Consider the following 26,306-nt stretch of genomic DNA (forward strand, 5'->3'; position numbering starts at 1 on the left):
CTTCAACAAAGCGCTTCATCAGATGCCCCGCAAAATCGCAGGGAATCTTATCGCCCGAATCACAGCAAACAGAGCCTTTTCACACAGCCTGGGCCCGCAGGCGAAGATGACGATGGCGCCCGGCACGTCAGCAGCCGAGGCCAGACCGGACGTGGTGGCGACACGGCCAAATCGACGCGAATGACCCACTGCAGACATTAGCGCTGCGCTGCCATAGGCGGCCGCGTAGCATTACCAAGGATTAATTTCTTCGATAGGAGGCGGAAAGAATCGATCTTCTAAGATGGCCTCAGTAAGGGGGAGATCGAGTGATCGCCATGCGCCACGGCTCCCTCTTGCACGCTGTTACCACAGCCGGTCTATTCTTGGGATTAAGCCTCATCTCAGATGCATCCGCCGCGACCGCCGACCACGCTTTGACTGTCTCCGTCGACGATTTTAAATATAGAGACACGTCAAACGAGCCCACCGATCAGACGGCCGTGCATGAAAAGCGATTGCGGGCTTTCATGACCGCGCTGCGGGACGATGTCACGGCAGACCGCCGCTTTGAGCTCGTGCCGTCCTCCTGCGCACCAAATTGTCCGACCGACGGACGGGCGTTGCGCGATCGGCTGCGCGCGGCGTCACAGGCCGGCGCGCAGATCTTGATTATCGGCATCGTTCACAAGCTAAGCACGCTGGTGCAGATTGCGCGGATTGCCGCCATCGATACAACAGCCCAGCGCGTCGTGTTCAGAAAGTACTTCCAGTTCCGCGGTGACAATGACGAGGCATGGCAGCGGGCGGAGCGCTTTGTATCGGAGGAGATCCGCGACCGGCTGCTAGAAAGCAGATCACAGCAATAGGCGACGCGCGGCGCATGTGCATGGCCCCGCGAGTCCGGTTTTGGCCCGAACGCGAAGTCCGGGCCAAGCCGCTCCTCGTCGGCTCATCAGGGTGGACAAGGCCACGGCCGACAGCTCTGACCTTCGGCACCACGCACTTTCCTTCATCCGCCTTGAGTGGTCTTGATTCTGCCGGTGGCGATGGGGCGGGCTTGAAAAACGCTGTCAGCGGCGGCAATCTCGGCCTGATTGAGGCTTCGATCTGACGAATCTCGGCTTATGCCGACCGATACGAGGATCGACGATGAAGCAGCGGCCGACAGTGTGGCTTGCCGTTGTTGCGGGCGTGGTCCTGGTGCTTGCTGTCGCCTGGGCCGCCATCCTCTGGACGCGCCCAGAGCCTATTCGCATCGCATTCGCCAATTCGCTCTCTGGCCCGTCCGCCCCGGCCGGGGCGGAAAGCCTGGTCGCGACGCAGCTTGCAATCGACGAGGTGAATGCCAAGGGGGGTGTCAACGGACGGCTGATTGAGCTCGTTCTGTTCGACGACGCAAGCAATCCAGCCGTGGCGCGCGCGAATGCGCAGGCGATTGCCGACAGCCCGTGCGTCGCTGTGCTCGGACATTATCTCAGCTCCGCGTCGCTCGCGGCGGCGCCGATATATAAGGATGCGCGGATACCGGCACTCACGGGAAGCTCGGCTGCCGACGATCTGACAAACAACAGTGAATATTATTTTCGCGCGCTGTCGCCGGTCTCCGTGCAGGCGCGCTCGATCGCGGAACATCTGCGCGCCGTGATGAGGGAGCCAAAAGTCCGTCTCGTTCACACGCGCGATTCCTACGGCAAGAGTTTTGAGCGTGGATTTGCGACGGCCTATCCGGCGGAGCAGTTGCGTGTGTTCGGACTGGACGTCGCAGCCGGTCAGATCGGATCGACGGATGAGGCGCTGGACGCTGCCGCGCAGGAGCCCGGGCCCGGTGTTATTGTCGTCGGCGCGGCGACCGATTTTAGCGCAGACATCGTCAAGGCGCTCCGCCGCCGCGGCATCAAGGGAATGATCATTGCATCCCAAGCCGCGGCCCGCGAAAGCTATTTGCAGAATTTCGCCAATGAGCCCGAGGAAAACGCGCAGCCGGGTTTCTTCAGCGAGAATCTGTATGCTGCTTCCTCGCTGATGTTCGACAGTGCCGGCGTGGCAGCGCAGGTCTTTGCCGCCGACTACAAAGCGAAAGCGGGAACCTTGCCAAGCTGGGTTGCCGGCGGCTCGTATGACGCTGCGCGCCTGATGATCGATGCGCTAAAACGAGCTGCCGTACATCCCCGGTTTATGGGGCAGGGGATTCAGAAACGATCCGACAGCAAGGTTGCAGATCGCGACCGTCTGCGCGTCGCGCTCGCCGCGATCGACGATCCGAAATCGGCGGTCGTCGGGCTGACTGGGCGGCTCTATTTCAACGGGAACCGCGACATTCCGCGCCCGATTCGACTGGGTTTCTTCCGTTACGGTTTGTTCGTCACTGCGCCGCTGCAACTCGTGCGCATCGATCAGCCCAAAGGAATCGATCTCGCCGCGGAACGAGAGGAGGGCCATGTCGTCACGTTCGGCGACCGACACTACTGGATACAGCGCGTCGTTTATACCGGCATCGACATTATTCGCGTCAATCGGATCGACGTGAAACTGAATTCGTTCAGTGTCGACTTCTATCTTTGGATGCGGTTCGCCGGCGACGATGAGGCGCAGACGCATGTCGAATTTCCGGCCTTGGCGGATCGCGGGGCGTTCGATCCGGCTCGGCCAATTCAGGCTGGACGAGAAGACGGCCTGAGCTATCGGCTCTATCGTATCAGCGGCGATTTCAAGGCTCGTTTCGATCTCCATGATTATCCATTCGACACGCAGCAGCTGCGCCTGCATCTCCAGAATACGGAACAGCGTCGCGAACTCATCACCTACGTCATCGATCGGTTCGGCTTGCGCCTCGCCGATGATGGAAGCTCGCGGGCCGAGGACGGGGCCTATTCCGGACTTCAGCTCTGGCGATTTCTCGGACTGAACTATTTTGCCGAATCTCAGTCCAGCGGATCGACGCTCGGAAAGGCGTCTTTGTTTGGTGCCGAGGCAATGACGGAATTCGCAGGCTTCGATGCGACCATCATGCTGCGCCGCAGCTCCGCCATCTACATGCTGAAGAACCTGCTGCCGCTGTTTCTGCTCGTGCTCGTCGTGTTCGCGACGCTGTTCTTTCCCGAAACCATGTTTCGTGAACGCGTGACGATTCCAGTGACCTCGATCCTGGCGAGCGCGGTGCTGCTCGTGACGGTCGCCAGTCAGGTCGGCGATGTCGGATACACGGTGGTAGTCGAAGAGATGTTCTACATTTTCTTCATACTATGCCTGATGACGATATTGGCGGGCTACAAACATGAAAAACTTCGAGACGCCGGCCGAAAGCGCGCCGCTATTATTTTGGATCACGCAGCGCGGGTCATTTATGCCGGGACGGCACTCGCTGTAATCGTCGTGCTCTACCGGCGTTATGCCGTGTGAGGCAAGCGTGGATACCTCGCCGGTCCGCCACACCTTCTTGAAGTTCGCAGCATGGGTCCGGATCTGGCCCTTCGCGACCAATCGCGCGGCACGGGGAAAAGTCCGAAGTCGAGGTGAGACCAGAAGTCACCCGCTAACGCTCAAACCGACGCTCATGCCCCGATCCGGAAGTTGGCGTCAGGGCAACGACAGGCCCGGCGTCTCCAATGCCAGCCATCCACCGTTATCAGTTGTGGGGTCATCCTGCGGATCGGACGCCTCGTGGATCGACATCTCGGTTCGCGGCGACGCAGTCGATCTCGCCGCGCGAGATACCGATATCGTGGAGCGCCATGTCGCCCAGGCGGACAAGTTGGCCTTTAGCCATCGGCGTTCGTGCCTTTCGCGAAGGGCGGCGCGGTAATTGGCGAGCAGGTTCAGCCCAAGTCGAACCGGCGCGAGGGTTTGTCTCGATGCGGACAGGCAGAGCCTGAAGATAGAAATCATAGGCCGTAAGGTTGTTCGGCCGCCGTCGCGTCGCCAACGCAATTTCCGTTTGAAGCAATTTCGGCTCAATGGCCGAGACGACAGCAACGGCGACTTCGTCCTAGAGGGCGAACACGTCCGTTAGGTCGCGCTCCTGTCGGCCCAGATGTGCGCGCCTGTCACCGCATCGATTCTAATAACCCACCTCGCCCCGCAAAGGGGCGAGGTGCTGAGGCTCAGGAGCCCTCGAACTTGAACGATACGTTGAGCTTGGCGCGATAGGCCTCAACCTTTCCTTTGTCATCCAGTTGCATATCGAGCTTGACGACCTCTGCGATGCGAAGATCCCGGAGAGATTTTGCAGCTTGCTCGACCGCATTGGCGGCCGCCTTCTCCCATGAGTCGCTGCTGGTACCGGGGAGGTTGAGACACGCAGCGCATCGGAGGGGCAGCGCCGGGCCGATTGGCGGAAGGCCGAGCTGGCGGCCGAGCGCTTTCGTGCCGCATGTGATCACGCTGATGCCTTCGCCGTGCCACGTTCTGCACCAGATCGCGAGCGTTAATCGAGGTACCAAAGATCATAAGGCACGGCGGATGTAACCGGCCTGATGATCTAGAAGGGCCCCGACGTGCCAGCGTCGGGGCCCTTTCGAGTCTCGTGGAGGCGGTCATCCAGAGTTCCGTCAGCCTAGGCCAACTCAATTAAAGGTCTGAAGCCTTAGTTTCAGCGCGCCATCCGCTTGGCGCTCGAATACGTGCACGGCCATGCCGCTCAAGGGTGTCGGCTTGCCCTCCTTGTCCTTGCCCGTGGCGCTCCATTTAGCCGAGGCAAAGATAACCTTGTCGTCTCCCCCAGCGTCGATGACCTCCAGCTTATGGCCTGTCACGCCCGCGGCGAAGAGGCCGTCCCAGAACTTCTCGATCTCCGCTGGACCGGACGAGACTTGGTGTGTAGGCGGCAGCAGCTTAGCGGTCGAGACATAGTCCGCAGCAAGTGCCTTCGCATCTTTCTTGTTGAAAGCGGCATCCCATGCCGCGTACGCTTTCTCTACATCGCTCTTAGCATCGGCGGCGAACGATATTGCCGGCGCGGTGAGCATACAAATGACCAATACTGATGCTTGGATAAGACGCATAAAAATCTCCTCTGTTTAAGTCGGCGAACAAACGAGAGACCTACCCGTTACTTTGGGATCCACATCACTCTTATCACCTCACTTTCACGCCGCCTCGCTATGCCAAAAGCTATGGACCTCTCGCGATAAGCTAAGGGATCGCGCGCCCAAAATCGCGACATATCGGTCAGAGCAAAACCATTCCAACCTAGTCGCGCTTACGTCCGCACAACTGTCTGATCTCCCGGATCAGCTCAGACGGCTCGACGGGCTTTTCCAACCACCGCACGCTTCGAAAGCGGTCGGTCAACACCTCGGGGCCGTAGCCGGTCGCAAAGACAAAGGGGATGCTCTCCGCGCAGATCGACATCAAGAACAGCAACGTCAATGCCGCCATTTGCAACTTGATCGTTCGCCTCTGAGAGTTCGGCAATAGGGCCGACTACTATCGCGCCGTGCGCCTTCAAGTCCTCGGCCAAATCACTAGCCAAAAAGTATTCATCTTCGACAACCAGAACCCGGTAACCAGCCAGCTTATCGATCGCGGGATGCGTGAGCCCTTCCGGCCCTACATCGGCGGCCTCAGTCCCGGCGATGCGAGCCATTTGTCAATCTCCGGACCCGGTACGGCCTGTTCGGCTTTCGCATGCGTGCGTGCATTTCGCGAAAACAGCAGCCGTGCGGCACGGCAGCCCCTGTCGGCGATGTCCAGTAGCACCGCTCTCATTGTCGGCTTCCGGCGTCGCATGGACTTGCTCCTCAGACCTTCGAAACAAGACGCTATGCTTGGAACATGGCGATGTCACTATTGATGGCCGGAGCCAGCTTTTCGCGCCGGTAGCATTCGAAAGCGGTAGGTCCTCGTTCCGTCGCGGGAACATTACAAATCCATCCCGCCGCCCCGTGTAACACTACGTTCCGGCCAGCCGGACTATCATGCTGGCCGCGTGGCGCATGCCACGGCGCCCGCCCATCGGACCGCCGGCCACATTCCCTCTCCGCTACGAAGGCCGGTTGGCCCGAGGGGGCACGCTTCGCCTAGGCTGGCCATGTAGCCGAACGACCTCTTGTCAGGCTGCTGAGGTTATGAGGCCCGGGCACTACTCCGGACCTCGCCTGGCGCATCGGACTCTCGTTCTGGGCGTTACGATCTCTACTCGGCTGCTTTACAATTCCCGCTTCATCGCTGGGTGACTACGGTTCTTCACTTTGACCCAGTACTTACTCCGTCCGGCCTGATACGGGCGGTCCCGCCGCTTCGACACCAGCCCTTCAAGTCCCAGTTTGCAGGCAGCTCGAAACAGGTCAGGCCCAAGCTCGCCACGTTCGAAGGGATTGACGAAGACGCCTTCAGGACGGCGCGCCAGCAGGCGCTCCAAGTTCGCCTTTCGCATCGACAGCGGGAGCATGCGGAGGTCGTCACGCCCTTCGGCGAGGATATCGAAGGCGCAGAACTGCACTTCGTGATCGTGCTTGCGCGAGTGGAGCGCATTAAAATCTGAGATGCCATCGACGCCCAGTACGACCGCCTCGCCATCGAGCACGAAGTGCTTCTGGCGAACCTTGCGGGCGGCCTCGACTATCCAGGGGTAGCGGCTGGTCCAATTTGTAGCCGCCGCGCGTGATCAGGCGCGCGCGGTCGCCATCACGCTCCAGGCGGAGGCGATACCCATCGTATTTCACTTCATGAAGCCAATCGGGGCCGTCCGGGACCGTTATGCCCGGCAGGCAAAATTCAAATAAAAGCATGCGGGAAAAATAGGCATTTGCCGCCTGAATACGAGATGGAGCTTGGGCAACCGGCCACAAGCTGGCGGCCTGCTCTACGGCCTTGGCGGCAGATCAGGGGTAATTTCGCTACCGGCGCTTTCTCCGATAGCTTGCTCCACTGCCGATGCGAGCACAGCAAGGTGTTCGGCCAATCTGGCAAACAACTCACGCTTTTTGGGGTCGGTTGCCAAATCTCGAATAAGGGCGCACTCAGCGGCGTCTCGCCGAAGCTTCTCTAGCTGGGCCTGCATGTCTTTCATTTGCGGCCTCATGTTCCCTTGTGGGAACGTTACAAATACTTGTTCCAGGTCACAAGTGAACAAGCGAAATCGCCGAAGTGGACTAGCGTCCAATTGCATGGCGCACCTCCTCACGCGCCAGCCGTCGGACCGCCTGCCCCCTGTTGCCCCTCCAGCCCCTAAGGAGGGCAGGCTGGTCCGAGGGGGCTTTGCGCAGCATCAAAGCGAGATCCTGGTCCCCGGATAGGCTGGACACGTAGCCGAACAGCCTGTTGTCGGGCTGCTGAGGTTATGAGGCCCCGGGGCTCCGAGGCACGCCTGGCCTCGTTTTCATGCTCTTACCGACTGCTTGGGCGAGATCATTGGAGGCTCGACATGTGCACCAAAGATTGTGCCGACCATCTCAACGCAACCGTGCGCTATGCCCTAGAAACAACCCGTGCAATCGCAGTCTGCCCGTTCCATGCTGATGTCATCGTCCGCGTATGCGACGATGCAGTCGACAGCCACGCCTTTGAGCGTGCCAAGAGGATCGTCAAGAGCGACGGCACGCACTGGGAGACGCAAGACCTCAGGGAAGAAATCGCCCGGCAGCTGAACATAGCGGCAGATGGTGAGTGTCCTCGTTGCGCTTTACATTGAACTTACGCAACGGCGCAGAGACAAGCGAAACAGTTCGTTAGCTTTCTTGTGACTAGCTAAGCGCGTGCCGATTACCGCCGATTGCGGCACATTGGAATGGGAATGCCGGCCCCGGCTGTTTAACCCCATCCTGCGGCTGGGGCCGTTTTTGAACTTTCGCAGCATTGTTCAACCCGGTCACAACCATGTTTAGAGGCATCGCTATCGCGCTATTTGGAATGGGCATCTTTTCTCAGCTTGATCGCGCGCTTTTCTATGGCCGCAATACCGACGCGGCACTCAGGCTGATGCACGAGATTGGCCGAGGCTTTGGGCTGTAGGTCTCAGGCGTTGCTCGGCATTTCCCTGGTCTAGCCATGCCGCACCTTCCGAACCCCAAGCCCGTTCGTCCCGGTCCTGGTCCTGAACAGCGACTGCGTGAATTGCAGCGTGCGGTATCGGCGCGCCATGATCGTACTACTAAGCTGCGGTGGGCTATGATGGCATTGATCGCAATCGCTGCCATTTTGGTTGCCTATCCGGCTATTTGGCTCCTTGTTTCGAGTTCTTGGCCGATCACGACACCGCTCAGACATATTGCGTCCGCCCCCAACTGTGAGTTTGCCCGCTTAGTCGGCTTGGCACCCGCGAGGCGGGGGGAGCCCGGCTATTGGAAACACCACGACCGCGACGGGGATGGAATTGCTTGCGAGCCATGGCCGTCACGGCGGGGAGCTGCTTCGCCGGTATTTTCGACTAACAACGGCTAGACCAAAAGGCTCAACGGCCCAGTCGTTTTCGGCGCTCCCAACGGCTACTTCTTCAACAGTACTCCGATGGTTCGCGCCATTCGCCTAACCGATCCGGCGTGGCGGCCCAGTTCGGCGGCTATTCTCGATGCGCCAACTCCCTGCCGCGCGAGCCTAATTAATCGGCGGACCTCCTGCTCGGCCCATTGCTTTGGCTTTGGCGTTTTCATGGTGCGGCGCTCGATCCGCACCAGTTAACCAGCGAGCGTAATGACAGACACTTGGGAAATTTACGGGTGGGCTCCCTGCCTGAGGCCGGCCCTCGCCGTTGAACGGCAAGCTCGATGCTTGTCGGATCTCGGCCGTAAACCGGGCGTAGCGCTGCGCTTGCGACGAGCGCTGCTTGTGACCCGTAGGTGACTTCCCCGTGTCTATCAAACGGTCTGCTGCTGAGGGTGAACCGGAAGCAGCTTGCAACTGGATCAACCGCCGTTTTTGATCCTAATCAGACAAAGCTCTGGTTCGTGTTGAGATGTCGCTGACCAGATAGTTCCAGTTGGATGATCGGTGTGCACGTCGTAGGTTTTCGCATGGAATGCGGCGAGCTGGGACTACCGTCGTTTAGGCGTGACAAAGGTGACGCCCAGGGGATTTCCCTTGGCGATAGCGGCGGGCGCGCCTAGGGCGCTATGCCCCACGGCGTACCGCACCGCGCCCGAACTGTCGGTGGCCTCAGAGCACTGGAGACGTACTGAGGACACGCACAGACATGTTGTCGGGTCATCATTCTCGGTCCGGCACAGTTTTGAATCTTCGATCCTCCAACGGTTGATGAAGATTGCACCTGCGGTTTCGGCTGAAGGAAGTTGGAGATCCGCGCCCTGTACGTGCGTCGGGATTGTGATCACGACGACACGACCATCTGGGCTGAAAAACTCGCCTGAGCGACCGTCGGCTTCACCCTTGCTGTCAAGGTGCACCGATCAGCCGCGCAGTTGCTTCCGCATCTGTCAATGTCGTCCCACAATAATGTGTTTCTGCCGCGTGTTGCCCGACATCCGGCTGAAGGAGTTGGGGCTGTGAGGCGGGATCAAATGTCGGAAAGATTGTGTTACCTTGGACCAGATCGAACTCGTTCGTCCTAGAATCGAGCGGGTCAGGATCGAGCTTGGCCCTGCCAAGGATCTGGCCGTCTCTCGCCGACGCCGAACTGGAGCGCGGGGTAAAGATCAGAGAAAATGAGCGATCTGCACACTGCTCGTACTGAGCGCTTTGGCAGAGCCGACTTTCTTTGATGGACACGAGCAAAAGGTCACACCCCGCAGCCTCGGCTAAGCGCGTTCGGTCTTTGGGAGGCACTTCGGAGGGATTCCACCCCCGACAATAGTACTCGACGGTTTCGGTTAGAAAGTAGCGGCGATCAGGAGCCGATTTCCCATTTCCGACTGATCTCAGAGTCTTCCCGACGAGAAACTTGAGTGCCTCAGCGCCGTTCAGCATTACTTCATCGCCAGAAGCCGATCGCGCAGGGCTTGCGATATTGGTCGCAATCAACAGTAAGCCGACACCGCCCCACTTTCGCGGACCTTTTGCTGGTACAATCTTTGGCAACGAAACACCGTCAAGCCTAACCCACTTAGAAGCTAAAGCAGCTAAACACGATTGCAAGCTGAGATCGTTCGAAACTGCAACTGCACTGCTTGGTTCAGTGCCGCGAGAGTCGCCTCCTGGCCCATCTGTGACCTCGGAGAATGTCCGCTCTTCGTCCGATGTCGGGGGGTGACGGGACATCGGTCTGCCGCTCGCTCAATGAGTACATGACTTGGTCGGTTCGATCCTCCAATATCAAAAAAGGCCCCGCATCGCGGGGCCTTTGTCTTGTTGGGTCCGACCCGGCCTATCGCCGCGTGCCTACTCCGTATAGCTCGCGCTCGCGGCGGATGTCGTCGGGAGCGAGCGGCGGGCTTGCGGCGTCGAAGTCGGTCCAGCCGGCCTTCTGCCAGGCCGAGCTGCGGTCTCGAAGGTTCACGGACATCTCATCGAGCAGCGCATCGAGGCGGGCGCGATCCTGCTCGGGCACTTTCACGGCTCGCGAAACACGGCTGAAACAATCCTGAAACCCGATTGTCCTGAACTCCTCAGCCGCGGGCCCCGACCAACGGATCGAAAAGGAGAGACAATCATGATTCAGATCGGTTCGAAGGAAGAAGTCGCGTTGCTTTTGGCGCTGTTCGGCACCCACACTCAGCCGGTCAGGAAGCCGAAGCCGAAATCCTCGCGCGGGTGAGGCGCGAATCGCATGTCGGGTTTGGCCGATTGCCAGAGCCTCCTGCGTCTTTTGATCGCGAGGGGAGATCCCCATGCGATCCCGCTCGCCGAAAATGCCATCGATCAGTATCTGGCCATCACGCCGGCCAGCGCGCGTGGGCGCGGCCTGTGCGAGCTCCAGCGCGACGCACGCGACCAGCACGGGGCCGCGGTCGGCGTGCAGCGCTCGTTCGCGGAGACGGTGGACGCCTACATTGCACGAAAGCTGACGGAGGAATGAGCGGGCCTTGGAGGGGCAGGCAGACGAGGCGATCGACCTGCGCGACGACGGCGGTCCCGTGATGCAGGTGACATTCTGGTTTGAGATCGAGAATCTCAAGACGCGATCGCGCGCGCGATCATTGAGGCGTGAGCAAGTTCGGCGGCGGCTGCTCGGGCTCCAGCACGGCGATCTTGCGGCCGAGCTGCCAGACCTCGACCTTGCCGTGGCGGGTGAACTGCCGTGCGAAGGTGAGGGCGGAGGCGTCGGACGCCGCCTCGAACGCCTCGGCGGAGCGGAAGACGCCATCATCGCCGACGAGGTAAGCGCGATATTGATGGCAGTGATCGCTCATGTCGGAGTCCTCAGCCCCGACGAATGCAGCCAGGCGTCGATCTGCATGGCGGTCTCATCCTGCCGCGCCTTGCGCAGCAGCAGTTCGCGGCGGCGTCCCGGCGCCAACACGCGGGCTTCGTCGCGACAGCGCGCGGCCTCGTCTGCCAGCCGTTCGGAAAGTGTCTTGGTTTGTTTGAAGCGTCGCCGCTTCAGCATGGCGCATCTCCCTTTGTCTAAGTGGGGCGGGAGCGCAATCAGGGCGTTCTCATCACCGATAAATGCCACGGACCGTGCGGTGATAGGTTAACCCTACGCCTCCATCTGCGGAGAGTCTGTATCTTTTGATATGCTGCGAGAGCTAATTTTCGGGTGCAATTTCAGCCGTTTGTGCCACTTACTCATCTTGAGTGCAGGCAATTTGTAATGTCCAGTTTTGAACAAAGGCAGCCTCAGGTCGTTGACCCTCATCACCGGCCAAGGCTCTGTCCGTGGGCGTCGGTGGCTGAGAGACCGAGCGCGCTCCCGCCTGCAAAGCAAGGGAGCACGGCAAACGACAATCATACGCGCCGCATTCACGACGAGGCTGCCGCTATCGCGAGGCAGAGTGCATACATTCGCGACCTCGTCGCGCGATCGTGCGAGATCCTGAAGCAGCCGGTGCCGGACACGTTTCTGGGCCGCAGGACCCACGAGCCTTTCCCCGGCGAGCCCAGCTCTTCGCCGGAGGACGAGCGCTGACCGTCGTCGCGATCGCGACTGTCGGCAGCAGGCCGGTTTGCAGCGCGCGGATTTGCCTGGCATGGGCGCAAATGGCCCGGTCGGCTTCGAGGCGGGCGGCATCGGCGCGCGCCAACAAGGGATCGCGCGTTGATCCGCGCACGGCGATGCAACGCGGCATCTTGCCGCTCGTTCCCGGCAGCGGTGGCGCCGGGCGCCGACGAGGTCGTGAAGACGCAGCTGTAACGGACCGGACGCCGCACGCATATCACCGGCAATCTGCGAGAGGCGGGGAGCAGCCAGGGGAAGTAGGCGGCGTTCGTAAGTCCTGTCTGCGCTCGCACGAGCGACGGATCAATCTCTCCCGTTGGCGAAGCCAAACCAGGCGAATGGGAGCGCTGCGGCGCAGAGGGCTGCCATGGGAAAGAACGCGGCTCCGGCCCACGAGACGTAGAGTGCACCAGACGCGAAGGTGAGTGCCGCCGTGACCACGCCCGAGCCAAATGCATAAAGAGCGTGTGCAGTTGCGACGACACTTGGTGCGACCAAGGTTGTCATCATCCGCATGCAAGCGAGGTGAAGCGAAGCGAATGTCAACCCGTGTAACGGCTGTATTAGTGAGAGCAGCAACACCGAGGTGGTTGCGCCGGCTACAGACCAGCGAATGACTCCCGCCGTAGCCGCCAAAACGGCCGCACTACGCACCCCAAGCCGATCGAGGAGCTCTCAACCGGCGAGCATGAACACCAACACCTCAGCAAGTACCGCCTCCGACCAAAGGAAGCTAATCGCGGAAGTGCTAATGTCGGCTTGGCTCCGCCTGATCACAGCAAACGCATCGTGCACAGCATGGCTGCCATAGACAAAAGCTGTGACGACAAGAACGATTCGAAACCGCGAGATCCTGAGTAGAGCTTGCAGCTCTGACGCAGGAAAGAATGGCGCGGTTTGCAATGCGGCTTGACCAGCCCGGGGCAGCAGTGCTGTGGCGCCAGCGGCGGCGATCAGGAAGACAGCATTCATCCAGATAATCGGCGAGAGATCCGTGGGGCTTATCAGCTGTCCAGCAGTCAATGTCCCCAATACGAATGCCGCGGCGGCGGAACCGCGGATCCACCCATACTCGAATTGTCTTCAGGGCCTCGCCGTATTGACCGACAACGCACCAGCTATCGAGGTGGTAGCGGCAGCCTGAATGAGGGTAACAACCAGCAACAACCAGAACGCTTCAGCGCCAAACAGTGCGACGGCTGCCGAAGCCGCCAAGGCAGCGCGGCCTGCGAGCACGAGGCGAAATGACCCGAGCAAATCCGCCAGCATTGCAACGAGCGGTCCAGAAACAAGCCGCATTATCATTGCGACAGCGAGGAGAAACCGATCTGCTAGTGGTGCACGAATACGCACAGGGGGCGATCCATGGTTTGCTGTGTTGCGTCACACGAAGTGTGACGCCTTAGATCCGAGCGTGCTCTCGGCTTGCATCGCGATCGGGGCCCCACAGACAGGCGGTCCGATTGCGGTATTCGTTGCGATAGCGCGATGACTGCGAGCGTCCAGCGGGGCTCGAGATTTCCGGGATGGTTGACATAGCTGAGCAGGCGCGATTGCCCGTGATTCAGCTGATTTATCCAAGCCCGATCACGTTCGCAGCTCAACCCAGAAGGCGATTCCGCCGGAACATAAAACCAGTCGGAACGAATTTTCTGGAGACCTCAAGGGCGCGGCTTTCGCAGCTTTCCAGCGCAATCTTCTGGGAGAGCATGACGTCTCCGATTGGCAGTTCGCCCCGCGGCAGGAAACACAGCCCGACCGTCGGACCTCCCCTTTCGTCGACCTCGCAGACATTCGTCCCTCTGCCCGCGTAGATCCTGTACTGCTTGCCGGTGTCCCCGCCGATCACCTCGAAATAGCCTTGTGCCGCGAACTGCGCCGATTGCGCCGGCGATAGCCACTCGCGCAAGAGCCGCAGCGAGCGGCCCTCCGGCGTTCTTTCGGCGCCCAATCGGATGAAGAGCGCGCGGATAGCTCTCTTGCGCGAGCGTTCACGCGGGCGAGATGGGCTGAAGCCCAACATAGCGCGGGGTGATCAACCCCCGACCAGTCTAGGGAAGAAGACGGTTTCCTCAGCGGTCGGATCGAATGAGCGGATCTGCGTGACCTGACCCGGGCCCGTCCGGACCGCCGCCGTGAAACCGCCATCTGTGAGCGCGTAGAAGCGCCGCTGCGCGTTCGCCAGCTCTCGTGCGTCGTCAGGATTGAATGGGTGATGGCTGTCGCCGGTACGGTCCATCACGATCTGGATTGCCATGATCTTCCTCCTCGGAATGCTGAGGGCCAGGGACCTGACTAAGTATCCGACTGATGCTGTGGTGGTTCAAGAGGAGAAGTTGCGGTCGCGAACTTTCGGACATAAGGCCCCGAGCTGATCTTGGCCGGATAATAAGAAAGACGCAGAACCATTGTCGCGCGTTGCCGAGTCACGGCGCCAGGCAGGAGCACCTCGACGCTGACCTTGCGATAATAGTAAATGATCCTGGCGCGCACCTATGAAGCAGCGCGGCGATGTGGACATACCCCCGTTTGCATTTGCGAAACGCCCAGGCTGTGCGCTGCTTGCTATGTCGAGGGGCGTGATGGCCGGCGCCGACCGTTTCCCGAGCTGCCTTCGCGGTCTGTTTGCTTGAGCGCCGTTCGTTGGCCTTTTTCGAGTAAACAGATGAACTTTCCTGATTGCCCGCTGGACGTGTGGTCAGATCGCGCCGAGGCCCCGCCATCGCATCTGCCGATGCGGCAACCGGCACCAGGCTTAGTGCGGCGGGGGAAGGCAAAGGGAGCAAGAGGCGGCCCACCTGTGTTCATTGACGGCTTGCAGGAAAGAACGCCAGCCGCAGCATCGCAAGTACTTTGGTGGACGGTCGCCTTCGGGCGGCCTTTTTCTATTGGTATCCGCACAAACGACCTCGGTTTGGGGTCCGAGGTCGCCAACCTTGGGGAAGGTTTGCTCCCGACGGGGGCTTTTGACTTGGGGACTGGTCGGGAGCTTAGATTCGACTCGGCATCGGGAAAGTCGTTCCGCTTGCCGACTAAATAAAACGGCCCCGGCGTCGTTCGCTGGGGCCGTTGCATTTCCGGATGCCGTTCCGATCGCTTGGAGCTTCTCGGGTCACTCCGAGAGGTGCCGGTTCACATTTGCGGGCCCGCTGTAGTCCCTCGGGAGGCGCTCGCCCAGGAACGTTTAGCCCCGCCCGGCGTCGAATGGCGACTAAACCCGCGGTTCGCCTATGAACAGAGCGGTTGCTTATGCGATCTCGATATTCATCGTCCTCTTCGGCGTCTGGATCATTGCTGCCGGCCTGTCCTCCGGCTCACCTGTCCTATGGATCGTCGTCGGGCTTGTCCCCATAGTGATCGGGCTTGTAAGCGCTTTCGGTCCCACCTGATGGGTTCGTCCCCTTCCTGAAGCGGAACGGCACTATGCCCGTAGAGTTGTTCCTAGAGAAGCGAACGTGGATCTAATCGAGATCGAGCGCGCGTTCTTAAAGCAGCTGTCTTCCGAACCGTGGATCAGCACTCCAATGTTCGTCACGAACTCGTCGCGCGGCTGGTGGAGTTAGGTCTAGTTGATGCAGCCCCCAAACATCGCTTTGAGCGGATACAGGTGCTACTTACGAGCTATCTGCGCTCCTTCTCTCAAAAGCTTGGGGCCAAATCCCGCGTCAGTTTTTATGGATGGAGGCGGTCGCTGGCCGGTAGCCCTTGCGCTCGTCCTCCGGCGCTCTCTGGCATGAAATTCCGGGTGCACTCCGCTGGCACGGTCCTTGCCAATCCAGCGTATCTTCCGTCGATCCTGGCAGGGAGCCGTTTCGCGATGAAACAGAAATCTCGAGTCCCAACGCCGCGCAAGCCCACTCTGACACACATGGTCTCCGATCTGGTGAGATTGCTTAAAGCAATGGAGGACCTTGAGGGGCTGAGAGAGAAGGTCCGGCTTGCTGAGAACAACCAGAGACCGCATTAGCCCGAAACGGATTGTCACGAGACCGCCTATCGCAATCAGGCTGGGAAATGCGTCGGCTTGGAAGCTCTCGCCTCCCAATGTGGAAATCCTCCGATTGAAGTAGCTCAAGGCGCCGACAAAGCTGGTGCAGTCAACGGGGCAGCGATCCACTTGTTGATGGATCGGGCTCAAGAGGCGTGTGTGAAACGGCCAAAGCGATGTTGTTGCGAAGATCTGCGAATCGACAGTCCTCGCGCGCGATTCTGGTCTCGTCAGAGCATACAGGTGATTGCCGGCCTCCTTCTCGTCGCACCGGCGATGACCTTGCCGATCCAAGCCGCCATCGATCCGGCGACAGGACCTCGGTACATGGGTCACGCTTCAGCAGATCGCGATCAATGGCAGAGGATCGATTTCCGATCGGAGCGGCTGTCCGTCCGAACAGCGCAGCACATCAATGTTGCCATCCAGACCCGAGGACCGGCCATGCAGGGCCTCATCCGTATTCCGGGCTGTCCGGTTCACCGCCGGCTCCGCACACCCTCAAAGCTCATCAGCCAAATCGAGTGCCTCGACAAACGCGTCGATCACGCGAACGGGGTTGCTCTCGTCAATGAAATCATAGAGGCATTCGGGCAACAGCGTCCGCTGCCCCACGATCCGCCTCTTCAACGAAGCGCCTCATTTTCAAACAGACAGGGTCACAAGCCGCCGATCATGCTCGATTCGGGTAAGTTCCGCTTTGCCTTTGGAAGGACGTCTATGACACACGTTAGACCGCGCGCATCGCCGTTTGCGCTTGAGGTGACTGCGGCCATGGGCAGTGTTGGTCCCCTACAAGTCGGTCCCCTAATCGCTTCAAAGTAGGTAGTGCCGTAGAGCTCAGACCGCGCCGGCGACGGCCGGGTTCTTTGTTTTGCGCAACTATGGAGGGGCAGTTGCGCAAGACGCGACATCGCAGAGTTTCAACAGACAATCCGCGATTTCAGGCATAGTAGATGATCAAGAAACCCGCCGGAGCGCGTGATTTCTTCTCGGCTCCTCAATTTCCGGCCGCTACGGCTGACCTTGGCCCGCTGGTAAACTGTTCAGTGCGCCGGCTCAGTGAACGGCGAGAGGTCCGGATGGGTGAAGAAAAGCACAGGCGCGTGATCAAGATCATCACGCAAGATGCGCGATACTCCGATGATCGCGGCGGTCAGCCGCTTCCTTGAGTTGTTGGTGACCGCGGACCGGATTTCCCGAGAGTAAACTTGACCATCGGGGTGTTCCTGAGCGGAGATATTTTCCCGATTGGGAAATTCCATTGCCAGGAAACCGTTTCTGACCATTGATTTTCCCGCTCGGGAAATTAACTTGCTTTTTTGGGGTACTTTTCAGGTTAACATTCCCGTTCGGGAAAATCGACATGGCCATCACGACCACCTCAGAGCTCGGCGCGACGATTCGGAACCGGCGGACCTCCTTAGGTCTTCGGCAGCAGGATCTTGCCTTGGCGGCAAACGTCGGCGTCCGCTTTATCGTCGACGTCGAGAATGGCAAGGAGACAAGCCAGCTCGGTTTGGTCCTCCGCCTGCTGCAGGCGCTCGGCGTCCGGCTGACGGCGGAAATGAGCCCAGTGCCAGCGGCTCGGCCGGCCAGCGAGGAATCCCAAACTTTCGACCCCGACAACTTCACGCCGTCGCCATAACCAGCAAGTCAAAAGCCGGCGGCACTGGCGAGACCCTGGAAGTCCGGTACGGCAACAAGCTCGTCGGGCTGCTGCGCCGGCGTTCAGAAGAGATCCAGGACATCGAGTTCGTCTACGATGAAGCGTGGGCGAAGGACCCCCACGCGTTCGCCGTCTCGACCCGCATGCCGCTCGCGCAAGGCGTTCACGAGCCGGACGTCGTGTACCGATGATTTTTGAACCTGCTGCCAGAAGGCCGGATGCTGCGGACGGTGGGCACCATTCTCAAGATTCCGGAGGCGAACGTGTTCGCGCTCCTCGAGGAGTTGGGAGAGGACCTTCCGGGCGCGCTCGAAGTCCATCGCCCCGCGGACCAGCGGCCGAAGCGCACGCCGCGCTATAAGCGACTGACGGAAGCCGAACTCGCCGCGGCCATCCTTCGTCTTCCGAGAAGCCACTTCTCGTTGGGGAGGAGGGCATCCACATGTCTGTGGCCGGCGCGCAGGACAAGCTTCCTGTGGTCCAGTATCCGGACGGCGACATCGGCCTCGCGCTCGACGGCGCGCCGACGACGCATATCCTCAAGCCGGCCAACAAGCATTTCTGCAACGCCGTCGAGAACGAGGCCTTCTGCCTTCGCTTGGCGGCCAAGGTGAAGCTGCCCGTCGCCGAATGCACGATCGGAAATGCGGAGGGTCTCGATTACCTGCTGGTGAAGCGCTACGACCGCGAGCCCCACGGGCGTAGCCTCCGCAGAATTCATCAGGAGGATTCTGCCAGGCCACGGGGCACATCCCGTCGACCAAATACGAATCCAATCCGGCGACCAAGCTGCGTGGGCCGACCCTGAAAGACTGCTTCGACGTCCTGCGGAACACCCAGGCAGGTGCCTTCAACGCCGCCCGCTTCGTCGATTTCTTTGTCTTCAACGTTCTCTGCGGAAACGTCGATGCGCACTCGAAGAACTATTCGCTGCTGCTGCAGTCGGGCGGCGCCGTCTTCATGGCACCGCTCTACGACGTCATGACCGACGACATCTATCCGGACGTCACGCGAAACCTGGCGATGAAGATCGCTGGCAAGAACCGCGGTCACTACATCTACGCCCGACATTGGGATCGGATGGCGGAGGAAAACCAGCTTTCCGGCGCGCAGGTAAGGCGCCGCGTCGCCGAATTGTCTCAGGCTGTCCTCGATGCGCTGCCGTCCGTCGTCGAAGAGTTGAACGCGTTGAAGAAGTCGCCGGCCTACCAGAAAATCTCGGACTACATCGCCGGCTATTGCCGCGACATGCTGCGGAATCTGAAAAGCGACGCCAGGGACGAGCCCGAAGAGGACCCGGACCACGAGGCCGCCACGCGTCCACCGGGATTCTCCTGAACATTTGAACTGCATCGCGACGGTGCAGTTAATCTGAAATACGTAAAGCCCCGCCAGCGATGGCGGGCTTTACGTATTTCAGATTATCCGTCCAAGGACAAGCGTCGATCGATCGGGACTTTTGTCCGCTTTACCTCAAAGAGCCGGCATCCAGGATGGCGATAGGATCGTCAGCTACGGGGCCAATTGCCGACGTGGCCTGCTATTCGATCACCTCATCGGCGCGAGCGATCAGCATCGCTGGAATTTCGAGCCCGAGCGTCTTTGAGGTCTTGAGATTTATTACCATCTCAAACCTTACAGGTTGTTCAACCGGGATGTCGGCGGGCTTCGCGCCCCCTATAATTTTGGCTACGTAACCGGCCGACCGGCGGTACATATCCGGAAAGCTCGGACCATACGATAGCAGCCCTCCCTCTCTGACAAAAGCGGCACCATACCAAATCGATGCTAATCGATAGCGTCCCGCCAACTCGACAAGTCGCTTGCGATTATAGTTCAGGAACGGAGATGCCATAGTTACAAGCGCATCCGCGCCCTGTTCCTTCGCGTGCGCGAATGCACCGTCAAATTCACTGGGATCAGCGGCCTGTACAATCAGTGGGTCAAGCTTGAGCGCACGCGCAGTCGCCTGTACCTCAGCCACTCCGGCCTGCCCTACCTTCGGGTCATGCAGGACCATGATCCTCGTCGTTGCTGGTACAGCCTCTTTCAGCACTTCCACGCGTTTGGCTTCCAAATCTGTGCCAGACATCGCCAAACCGGTGACATTACCGCCGGGTCGGCTGAGGCTCTTAACAACTCCTGTCCCAATCGGATCACTGATGATTGCAAATACAATGGGCGTTTTGGTTCCAGTGGCTATGAGCGCAAGTGTCGTCTCGGAGCCGGCGGTGATGATGACATCGAGATCGCGCTGTCCGAGATCTGCTGCCAGTTGTTTGATGCGGTTTGGATCGCCTTCGCCCCACAGGTAATCAACCTCGATCGTTCTGCCCTCTACAAGGCCATTCTCGAGCAGACCTCGTTTGAACCCTTCGATCTGCCGAGGATCGAAGGCGCCCGGGCTCCCAACGCCCAAATAGGCGACGCGGGCGATATGATCGTTCTTCGATTGAGCACACGCTGGCAAAGGCAACGCTGCGGCGCCAAGGCCGGCAACGAAATCACGTCGTCTCATCTTAACCCTGCTGAAAAAAAAGGCCTCGCGAAATCCCTATCGCAGCCCAGATGCTGGGGCAACTATCCATGGCTCTCAGCTCAGGCGCTGACAAGCTCCGATGTCTGAAACGGGTCATGAGTGTCGGTTTGAGCGTTAGCGGCTAACTTCTGGTCTCACCTCCACTTCGGACGTTTCCCCGCGCCGCGCGAATGGTCGCGAAGGGCCGCATCGGGACTCTCCGCAGGGGGCGACCTCCAATTGGCTTGCGGTCGCTCGTGGATGGCTAAAAGGACCTACTAACAATACGCTTTCAAATTCTTACGCATTAACGACTGGACCGTGTCGGCATGGATGGGTCTCGATCGTCCTTGGATGGACTTCCCGGATGTGTCGTTACCTCGAGCCGTTGAAATTGAACTGGAGCAATACCCATGAGAATCACCGTCAAAGCCAATGTAGCAGCCCCGATCGATCAGGTCTGGCGTGCGTATACGACGCCGGCCGACATCGTGAAGTGGAACGCAGCGTCGGACGACTGGCATACGACCGAGGCTACGGTCGACTTGCGGGATGGCGGCGCCTTCTCGTCCCGCATGGAGGCCAAGGACGGCAGCATGGGCTTCGACTTCGCCGGTACCTATACGAAGATCGCTGAACACGAGCGGATCGAATATGCGTTCGGCGATCGAAAGGCCGAAGTCGAGTTCCTGCCCGGCCCGAAGGGCGTTCTCGTCCGCGTTGTCTTCGATAGCGAACCGACCCACTCAGTCGAGCAGCAGCAGGGCGGTTGGCAGGCAATCCTCGACAACTTCGCGCGATACGTGGAGTTGCAGGAGAAGAGGTGAAGGTGTGCGAGGGCTGGAGATGGCGGTCTCTGACGGGCGTCTTCTGTTTCCGCGGAGCAACTGACAAAAACTGAACAGTGAACGGTCGGCTTAGGATCACGGGCGGTAATACTCGAACCGATCACAAGATTCCCGGTTGGCCGACATCGATTCTATGAGCCTAGACGCTTGTTGCTGGACGGACAGGATGTCGAGTTGTGGCAGCTTGACCGGCGCGCCGCTCTTTTCAAGTCTGTTTTCAAGTCGAAGACCAAGCCTTGGGACCGGGTGGGGTCTCCTACTACCGACGCACATGAACCGAGTGCCCCGCTAAATGCTTTGAATAGATAGCATTCCAGACTAGGCTGACATTGCTGCGGGCTGAGGAAGCAATGCCATTCCTATGTTTGAGACAGAAAACCTGTCCGATTTGCGATAGGCCGATGGAAGCTGCGCCGTCAGTGTCGGAGGAGGTGGAGTATCGCTGCGCCCCTTGCGACGAAAGCGATCCGATGAAATTTGCCATCGTTCGCGGCTGGATCGAAAGTCCTCTGAAGTCACCCGAGAGATAGCATCCCAGCATTGATCTGCGTCATCATCGCCGCGAGCGAATGATCGATGCTGTGCCAATGACCGGGATTATGTTCCGCTGTCCCTCTACGCATCAATTCGTGCAGCACTGGGTTGATGATGACCCAAGTGCGGCGCGGGACTCGTTCGTGATGGTGAATGCCCGGCCTGCGGCAAGATCCATTTCATCTGTCGGGCGACGCAACAAGCGGTCGGGGCACGAGAACGAATCCTGAGGCTTTGCGGCATTGCACTCTCTTCGACGAATCAAAGCAGAACGTGTGCGGAGACGGAACCAAACCGAACCTCGCTAACTTTGTGAAACGGAAGGCACGCAAAGGAGCGGCCATGGTGGTCGATTTTTTCTCTCCGGAAGTCAATCCAGCGGACGATCGGCGATATCCCCAGTCCGCTCCGGCTCCTCCAAACTCTCCTTCATACTGTACACCGCAAGACCGTCCGCGTCCTCGAGTGCGGGCTTGCACAAGGTTGGTCTGGGACGATTAGGGCAGGTTAGCGCAAGGAGTAGCGCCATGAGTAAAGCTATCCGCAATGCGACCACGAATCCCCCGATCATTACTGTGGGCGATCTCATCGATGAACTCTGCCGATTGCCAGATACAGCGCTCGTTAGTTTCCACTGCCCAATGCTCGAACATGAACTTACATTTTACCACCTTCGACGGCGATCGAAGGACGTCGTTGAAATCGAAGTGAACGCATATCCGCAAAGTCGCCCGGCCAACGCCGCTTGAGAATTGGCATTTGGTGTTCGGCTCAGCGGCCGCAGCGATCGTCTCTATCGATCCAGTGATCTCCTTGGCCATAATAGTTCACTCGAAGCTCATCGGCTTCGGCCATGAGGGTCCCTGTTCGACAATCGAATAGACCATGCAAAGTTCCGCGCGCCCTAGGTCCCACCGGCAACAAACCGGTTCGCAATGGTCGATGGACTTCGCTTTCAGCGTGCCTTGGCGACGTTGAGGAATTGATTCGTCTTCAAATTCGGTACGTCTTCAGCGAGCCAGAGAAGCGCGTCAAACATCTGCGCACGGCGGTCGACAACATGGGCGTATGCGGTGAGGTCCGCTATACCCCTGATAGCGGCGCGATAGCCGACCTCACCAGAGGTCCGAGGCGGGCCAAATGCACCGTGGCGGGAGGATTGCCGTTTCCGGTCTACCCCGACAAGCAGACTGTTTGGCAGCCCGTCCGGACTTCGCACACGGGCCATTAGTTGCTGTCGGCGGCCGTTGGCGACGGTGGAGGCGTTCTCCGTCTGCCACGCCATCACTCGTCGGATCCGATCCCGAAAGACTTGAGTTGGATATCGGTTGCAGTTCGGGGTTAATTGTTCATGCAACGAGGATCGCTGAGCTGGCAGCCAGGGATCGGCTTCCCACCATCTTTGCACCGTCGCGAGTCGGCGCGGGAGGCCTGCTCGCCTATGGAACGAGCCAAGTTGAGTCTATCCGCCGCATGGGGGTGTACGTGGACAGAGTTTTGAAGGGAGCCAAGCCGGGCGAGCTCTCGGTGGAGAGGGTTACGCCCTACGAGCTGATTGTTAACCTCAAGACGGCGCGGGACATCGGCGTCACCATCCCACCCGAGGTACTCAAGCGCGCGGACCAAGTGGTCCCGTGACGGACATGAATGCCGACCCTGAAAATGTATATCGATCACGCGTCTCCTAAGGGTCAAAGACTGCCTTAGGCAGTCAGCATGGCCTTGGTCGGGTCACCTCTATGAAGCGGACATCCCCGCGCTCTGGGCTGAGGTCAGCCACGGGCCGAAAGGCGAATTACTCCGGTGATAAGCGCAGGGATTTCCGCCCCAGGCAATATGTGCGCCGTCGCTCTCTCCCATTTGTCAACGTGGTTGACGGTAATTGCCCGGAATTGCTGTTGCGCAAACTATTGGATGGAGTCTTCCGGCACCAGCCATGATGAACGTGTCTTCGCAAAACTGGTCGTGGTGGTGAAGTTCGGCGCATGTGTGACCGGCTGCATTAGCGGTGTCATGGCGCGCGATATGGACTTCCGAGGTGAACGGCGCCGTTGAAGTTACCATCGCCTGCACCTCTTCCCTAATGAACCAATGGCCGGCGACAGCGCGACCGGCGACGGTGTCGTCATGCTGGCGGGCGCGCAGACGCGGCAGACGACTGAACTGATGATCTGATCAATCGGGAAAGGCGTTATCCAACAGAGGAGTATCCTATGAAGTTGGCTCAAATATCAGCACTAGTCATTTGTCTGCTCGCCGCGCCGGGAATTTCGTTGGCCGCGGACGCCAAGGGGGACGTGCAGAAGGCTTACGCCGCTTGGGATGCCGCATTCAACAAGCACGACGCGAAAGCCATCGGCGCTTCCTATGTCGCGACGGCAAAATTGATGCCGCCCACACATCAGGTGGCGTCAGGTCCGGATGAGATCGAGAGTTTCTTTGCCGGACTCTTCGCGAACGGTGTGACGGGTCACAAGTTGGAGATGATCGACGCCGGCGGAGACGACAAGGTTGTATTCGGCACAGCAAAGTGGAGTGCCACGGGTAAGGACAAGGAGGGCAAGCCATCTCCGTTGGGTGGTTTGGCGATGCACGTATTCGAACGCCAAGCCGATGGATCGCTCAAATTGAGGCTGCAAACATTCAACTAAAGCGGTCGAAGCTTAATCGGTCCGGTGAGGCGGCAGCCTCACCGGACACCAAGGGCTACTTGTCCCGGTGCAAGATATGTCCGGGTTAGGTCATTTTCGACCGACTTAGCCGGTTATCTCGCCGGTTGATGTCCGTGTTGCCCCGGAAGCAGACCTGAAGGAGAAGGGGGCGAATGCGACCCCGGCAGCAGCCGCAGGGCCCTCGTGATGCCGCTAGTCAAATCGCACATGTGCGGCAAAGGCTGCCGCACGCGGCGGTCTCAGATACGAAACCTGCTGACAGGGATCGGCTTCATTCGTCCTTCCATTTGATCGAGCAGCCAATAGACGCCTTTTGGTCAGCCGGCGCCAGACCGGTGGTCGCAATCGCGCGCATGGCCTCGACAAGCTCTCGGGGCGCCCCCGCGCGAGGCGGAGTTGTGCGCCCTTCGTCGAGCCGGCCGCGATATTTGAGCTTGCGGTCGGCATTGTAACCGAAGAACTCCGGCGTACAGACCGCCCCATACGCCCGAGCGACTGTCTGGGTCTCGTCGTGGAGATATGGAAACGGGAAATCATGAGCCTTCGCGAATCGCTTCATATTCTCAAATGAGTCTTCGGGATAGCTCGCCGCATCGTTCGAGCAAATCGCCGCAAAGCCTATGCTCTCCGACATCAGCACGCGGGCGTCCGAAACCATGCGGTCGATCACCGCTTTAACATAGGGGCAATGGTTGCAGATGAAGACGACGACCGTGCCTTTTTCGCCTGCAACGTCGTCCAGTGCGTAAGTCTTGCCGTCGGTGGCCGGAAGCTGGAACAGCGCCGCCGGCGTATCAAAAACAACTCGGGTAGCTGCTGTCGCCATATCGCACCTCCTGGTGCCCCAGTATATGCTGACGACGGCCTGTTGGGGCACAGTTTCCAAAACCTGTTCGCCAGTCGCGTCGCTTTGGCCATACGTCACCCATTTCCGGTCGCCCCTTAACAGCCGCCATTTGGACGTGCGCGGGAATTCGTCGGTGTGGGCCACGAACGGACGTTAGCACCTCCAATGCCCCGGCGGGTGGGGCGACGACAATAAGATAGTGCTGTCTAAAGTTTGTTCGCCCGGCGGCTCTGAATGATTGTCTCAACACTCACCGCCGGCCGCGCTCCTGCGATTTTCTTTCGCCGATCAGACAGGGCACCCGGGGCTCTTTGTCGGCGGCTGGGACGATCCCGCTCTCTAGCGTGAGGCCCGCAACTTCGCGAACAAGCTTGGTCCGGATCGCTTCCTGGAATTTTTCGCGATCTTTAATCGTCATGCCGAAGGCGCCCGGCCCTCCGATCACGCAGTGGCCGCGGCAGTTGGCCGCCACACACCTGATAGGAACGACTCTCCGACACGGACATTGAGAAGCCGGTCTGTGGCGATACCCGGCTTAAGGTCCCGCCATCCACCCGGGACGGCCTATCGTCTGACAGGCGTTGGGCGATGGGCCGGTTCTCGCAAGGCGGGTAATCGTATCCGAACCTCGGCCACTTAGTCCAATTTTCGAAGTGTCCTGAGTTGAACTACTACTGCCCGGTAGCGGGATTAGCTCGTGATGGTGCACCTGACAGGTTGATCATGTTTTGGGACCACGTTGACTGGTAGAGTCCAGAATTGAGGAGTGAACAAGCAGAGGCCCGTCCAAATCCTTCGCACATGTGACCCGACGCAGCGGCACCGATTCATTCCGGTGGGTCATTCCCTTTCGGCTCTTGTAAGAACTTCGGCAGGCGGCCCCGCGGCTCGCGATCACGCGGGGCGGGGCGTTCGGACGGGTCGCGGCCGAGCTTGGATTGCAGCTCGACGAGGTCGGTGAAGACGTCGGCCTGGCGGCGCAGCTCGTCGGCGATCATCGGTGGTTGGCTGGCGATGGTGGAGACCACGGTGACCCGCACGCCGCGGCGCTGGACGGCCTCGACAAGGGAACGGAAGTCGCCGTCACCCGAGAACAGCACCATCTGGTCGATATGCTCGGCGAGCTCCATGGCGTCGACGGCAAGCTCGATGTCCATGTTGCCCTTGACCTTGCGGCGGCCGGAGGCGTCGATGAATTCCTTGGTCGCCTTGGTGACGACGGTGTAGCCGTTGTAGTCCAGCCAGTCGATCAGCGGGCG

General features: G+C 59.6%; 27 protein-coding genes and 4 pseudogenes. 13 read left to right on the forward strand and 18 right to left on the reverse strand.

Going from position 1 to position 26,306, the window contains the following annotated elements:
• The 3 genes from BLV07_RS48445 to BLV07_RS44010 all read left to right on the forward strand — a co-directional run.
• A partial coding sequence (locus BLV07_RS48445) for a hypothetical protein (RefSeq protein WP_210187864.1) occupies nt 1-184 on the forward strand: 184 nt, incomplete at its 5' end.
• A 133-nt stretch (nt 185-317) separates the two neighbouring features.
• Nucleotides 318-848: a DUF2380 domain-containing protein gene (locus tag BLV07_RS44005; protein WP_091898885.1), complete on the forward strand. Its 531-nt coding sequence runs from the start codon at nt 318-320 to the stop codon at nt 846-848.
• Between the two features lie 283 nt (nt 849-1,131).
• Complete coding sequence (locus BLV07_RS44010) at nt 1,132-3,381, forward strand: ABC transporter substrate-binding protein (protein ID WP_176946161.1); 2,250 nt, start codon at nt 1,132-1,134, stop codon at nt 3,379-3,381.
• A gap of 701 nt (nt 3,382-4,082) precedes the next feature.
• On the opposite strand, the gene BLV07_RS44020 is transcribed toward BLV07_RS44010, so the two are convergent.
• The 5 genes from BLV07_RS44020 to BLV07_RS44040 form a co-directional block, all read right to left on the reverse strand.
• Nucleotides 4,083-4,361: a dodecin family protein gene (locus BLV07_RS44020; RefSeq protein WP_244551443.1), complete on the reverse strand. Its 279-nt coding sequence runs from the start codon at nt 4,359-4,361 to the stop codon at nt 4,083-4,085.
• Nucleotides 4,362-4,544: 183 nt separating this feature from the next.
• A complete protein-coding gene (locus BLV07_RS44025; RefSeq protein WP_091898887.1) occupies nt 4,545-4,982 on the reverse strand; it encodes a YybH family protein in 438 nt (145 codons plus the stop codon).
• Nucleotides 4,983-5,215: 233 nt separating this feature from the next.
• The gene (locus BLV07_RS44030; protein ID WP_244551444.1) at nt 5,216-5,566 is read right to left on the reverse strand and encodes a response regulator; all 351 of its coding nucleotides are present in this window, start codon (nt 5,564-5,566) and stop codon (nt 5,216-5,218) included.
• Between the two features lie 561 nt (nt 5,567-6,127).
• The gene (locus tag BLV07_RS44035; protein ID WP_349525688.1) at nt 6,128-6,544 is read right to left on the reverse strand and encodes an ATP-dependent DNA ligase; all 417 of its coding nucleotides are present in this window, start codon (nt 6,542-6,544) and stop codon (nt 6,128-6,130) included.
• A gap of 240 nt (nt 6,545-6,784) precedes the next feature.
• Nucleotides 6,785-6,991: a hypothetical protein gene (locus BLV07_RS44040; protein ID WP_091898908.1), complete on the reverse strand. Its 207-nt coding sequence runs from the start codon at nt 6,989-6,991 to the stop codon at nt 6,785-6,787.
• A 354-nt stretch (nt 6,992-7,345) separates the two neighbouring features.
• Between BLV07_RS44040 and BLV07_RS44045 the strand changes: the two genes are divergently transcribed.
• Complete coding sequence (locus tag BLV07_RS44045; RefSeq protein ID WP_091898888.1) at nt 7,346-7,612, forward strand: hypothetical protein; 267 nt, start codon at nt 7,346-7,348, stop codon at nt 7,610-7,612.
• 479 nt (nt 7,613-8,091) lie between these two features.
• Nucleotides 8,092-8,361 (forward strand): excalibur calcium-binding domain-containing protein, encoded by a 270-nt coding sequence (locus BLV07_RS44050; RefSeq protein ID WP_091898909.1) that lies wholly within the window; start codon nt 8,092-8,094, stop codon nt 8,359-8,361.
• A gap of 1,876 nt (nt 8,362-10,237) precedes the next feature.
• Here BLV07_RS44050 and BLV07_RS44065 read toward each other — a convergent pair.
• A complete protein-coding gene (locus tag BLV07_RS44065; protein ID WP_244551445.1) occupies nt 10,238-10,420 on the reverse strand; it encodes a hypothetical protein in 183 nt (60 codons plus the stop codon).
• Between the two features lie 219 nt (nt 10,421-10,639).
• Between BLV07_RS44065 and BLV07_RS44070 the strand changes: the two genes are divergently transcribed.
• Nucleotides 10,640-10,888: a hypothetical protein gene (locus BLV07_RS44070; protein WP_091898890.1), complete on the forward strand. Its 249-nt coding sequence runs from the start codon at nt 10,640-10,642 to the stop codon at nt 10,886-10,888.
• 118 nt (nt 10,889-11,006) lie between these two features.
• On the opposite strand, the gene BLV07_RS44075 is transcribed toward BLV07_RS44070, so the two are convergent.
• The 8 genes and pseudogenes from BLV07_RS44075 to BLV07_RS44115 all read right to left on the reverse strand — a co-directional run bounded on the left by BLV07_RS44075 (nt 11,007) and on the right by BLV07_RS44115 (nt 17,248).
• Entirely contained in the window at nt 11,007-11,222 is a 216-nt protein-coding gene (locus BLV07_RS44075) for a hypothetical protein (RefSeq protein WP_091898891.1), read from the reverse strand.
• Complete coding sequence (locus BLV07_RS44080) at nt 11,219-11,419, reverse strand: hypothetical protein (protein ID WP_091898892.1); 201 nt, start codon at nt 11,417-11,419, stop codon at nt 11,219-11,221. The genes BLV07_RS44075 and BLV07_RS44080 overlap by 4 nt, the downstream gene beginning before the upstream one ends.
• A gap of 855 nt (nt 11,420-12,274) precedes the next feature.
• A pseudogene (locus BLV07_RS49560) lies at nt 12,275-12,631 on the reverse strand (MFS transporter); the annotation flags it as partial.
• Between the two features lie 15 nt (nt 12,632-12,646).
• On the reverse strand, nt 12,647-12,943 hold the full coding sequence (locus tag BLV07_RS49565; protein WP_244551447.1) for a hypothetical protein: 297 nt from the start codon (nt 12,941-12,943) through the stop codon (nt 12,647-12,649).
• 628 nt (nt 12,944-13,571) lie between these two features.
• On the reverse strand, nt 13,572-13,994 hold the full coding sequence (locus tag BLV07_RS44105; RefSeq protein ID WP_091898897.1) for a hypothetical protein: 423 nt from the start codon (nt 13,992-13,994) through the stop codon (nt 13,572-13,574).
• Between the two features lie 12 nt (nt 13,995-14,006).
• Complete coding sequence (locus BLV07_RS44110) at nt 14,007-14,228, reverse strand: hypothetical protein (RefSeq protein WP_091898898.1); 222 nt, start codon at nt 14,226-14,228, stop codon at nt 14,007-14,009.
• 2,232 nt (nt 14,229-16,460) lie between these two features.
• Nucleotides 16,461-16,589 (reverse strand): hypothetical protein, encoded by a 129-nt coding sequence (locus BLV07_RS49980; protein ID WP_283806596.1) that lies wholly within the window; start codon nt 16,587-16,589, stop codon nt 16,461-16,463.
• 416 nt (nt 16,590-17,005) lie between these two features.
• A complete protein-coding gene (locus tag BLV07_RS44115; RefSeq protein ID WP_091898899.1) occupies nt 17,006-17,248 on the reverse strand; it encodes a hypothetical protein in 243 nt (80 codons plus the stop codon).
• Nucleotides 17,249-17,325: 77 nt separating this feature from the next.
• Between BLV07_RS44115 and BLV07_RS44120 the strand changes: the two genes are divergently transcribed.
• The 3 genes and pseudogenes from BLV07_RS44120 to BLV07_RS44135 all read left to right on the forward strand — a co-directional run bounded on the left by BLV07_RS44120 (nt 17,326) and on the right by BLV07_RS44135 (nt 18,966).
• The gene (locus BLV07_RS44120; protein ID WP_091898910.1) at nt 17,326-17,607 is read left to right on the forward strand and encodes a helix-turn-helix transcriptional regulator; all 282 of its coding nucleotides are present in this window, start codon (nt 17,326-17,328) and stop codon (nt 17,605-17,607) included.
• A gap of 92 nt (nt 17,608-17,699) precedes the next feature.
• A pseudogene (locus BLV07_RS50585) lies at nt 17,700-18,242 on the forward strand (HipA N-terminal domain-containing protein).
• Nucleotides 18,128-18,966 (forward strand): annotated as a pseudogene (locus BLV07_RS44135) (HipA domain-containing protein). The pseudogenes BLV07_RS50585 and BLV07_RS44135 overlap by 115 nt, the downstream one beginning before the upstream one ends.
• A gap of 202 nt (nt 18,967-19,168) precedes the next feature.
• Here the strand turns inward: BLV07_RS44135 and BLV07_RS44140 are convergent.
• Nucleotides 19,169-20,146 carry an ABC transporter substrate-binding protein gene (locus BLV07_RS44140; protein ID WP_091898902.1) on the reverse strand — a complete coding sequence of 326 codons (978 nt, stop codon included), beginning with the start codon at nt 20,144-20,146 and terminating at the stop codon, nt 19,169-19,171.
• Nucleotides 20,147-20,559: 413 nt separating this feature from the next.
• Here BLV07_RS44140 and BLV07_RS44145 point away from each other — a divergent pair, with 413 nt between their 5' ends.
• The 4 genes from BLV07_RS44145 to BLV07_RS44160 all read left to right on the forward strand — a co-directional run bounded on the left by BLV07_RS44145 (nt 20,560) and on the right by BLV07_RS44160 (nt 24,179).
• Nucleotides 20,560-20,973, forward strand: coding sequence for an SRPBCC family protein (locus tag BLV07_RS44145; RefSeq protein WP_091898903.1), 414 nt, complete (start codon nt 20,560-20,562; stop codon nt 20,971-20,973).
• A 1,082-nt stretch (nt 20,974-22,055) separates the two neighbouring features.
• Nucleotides 22,056-22,277 (forward strand): hypothetical protein, encoded by a 222-nt coding sequence (locus BLV07_RS44150; protein WP_244551449.1) that lies wholly within the window; start codon nt 22,056-22,058, stop codon nt 22,275-22,277.
• A gap of 391 nt (nt 22,278-22,668) precedes the next feature.
• On the forward strand, nt 22,669-23,166 hold the full coding sequence (locus BLV07_RS49575; protein WP_091898904.1) for an ABC transporter substrate binding protein: 498 nt from the start codon (nt 22,669-22,671) through the stop codon (nt 23,164-23,166).
• A 575-nt stretch (nt 23,167-23,741) separates the two neighbouring features.
• Nucleotides 23,742-24,179, forward strand: coding sequence for a YybH family protein (locus BLV07_RS44160; RefSeq protein ID WP_091898905.1), 438 nt, complete (start codon nt 23,742-23,744; stop codon nt 24,177-24,179).
• Nucleotides 24,180-24,471: 292 nt separating this feature from the next.
• Here BLV07_RS44160 and BLV07_RS44165 read toward each other — a convergent pair whose 3' ends face one another.
• From BLV07_RS44165 to BLV07_RS44175, 3 genes and pseudogenes are all read right to left on the reverse strand, one after another.
• Nucleotides 24,472-25,026 (reverse strand): thioredoxin family protein, encoded by a 555-nt coding sequence (locus BLV07_RS44165; protein ID WP_091898912.1) that lies wholly within the window; start codon nt 25,024-25,026, stop codon nt 24,472-24,474.
• Between the two features lie 271 nt (nt 25,027-25,297).
• Nucleotides 25,298-25,495, reverse strand: a pseudogene (locus tag BLV07_RS44170) (DUF1194 domain-containing protein); the annotation flags it as partial.
• A gap of 379 nt (nt 25,496-25,874) precedes the next feature.
• Nucleotides 25,875-26,306 (reverse strand): LabA-like NYN domain-containing protein (locus tag BLV07_RS44175; RefSeq protein WP_091898906.1); only part of this gene is annotated, 432 nt, incomplete at its 5' end.

Origin of the sequence: Bradyrhizobium sp. Rc2d (assembly GCF_900099855.1) — a bacterium.
Lineage (GTDB): Bacteria > Pseudomonadota > Alphaproteobacteria > Rhizobiales > Xanthobacteraceae > Bradyrhizobium.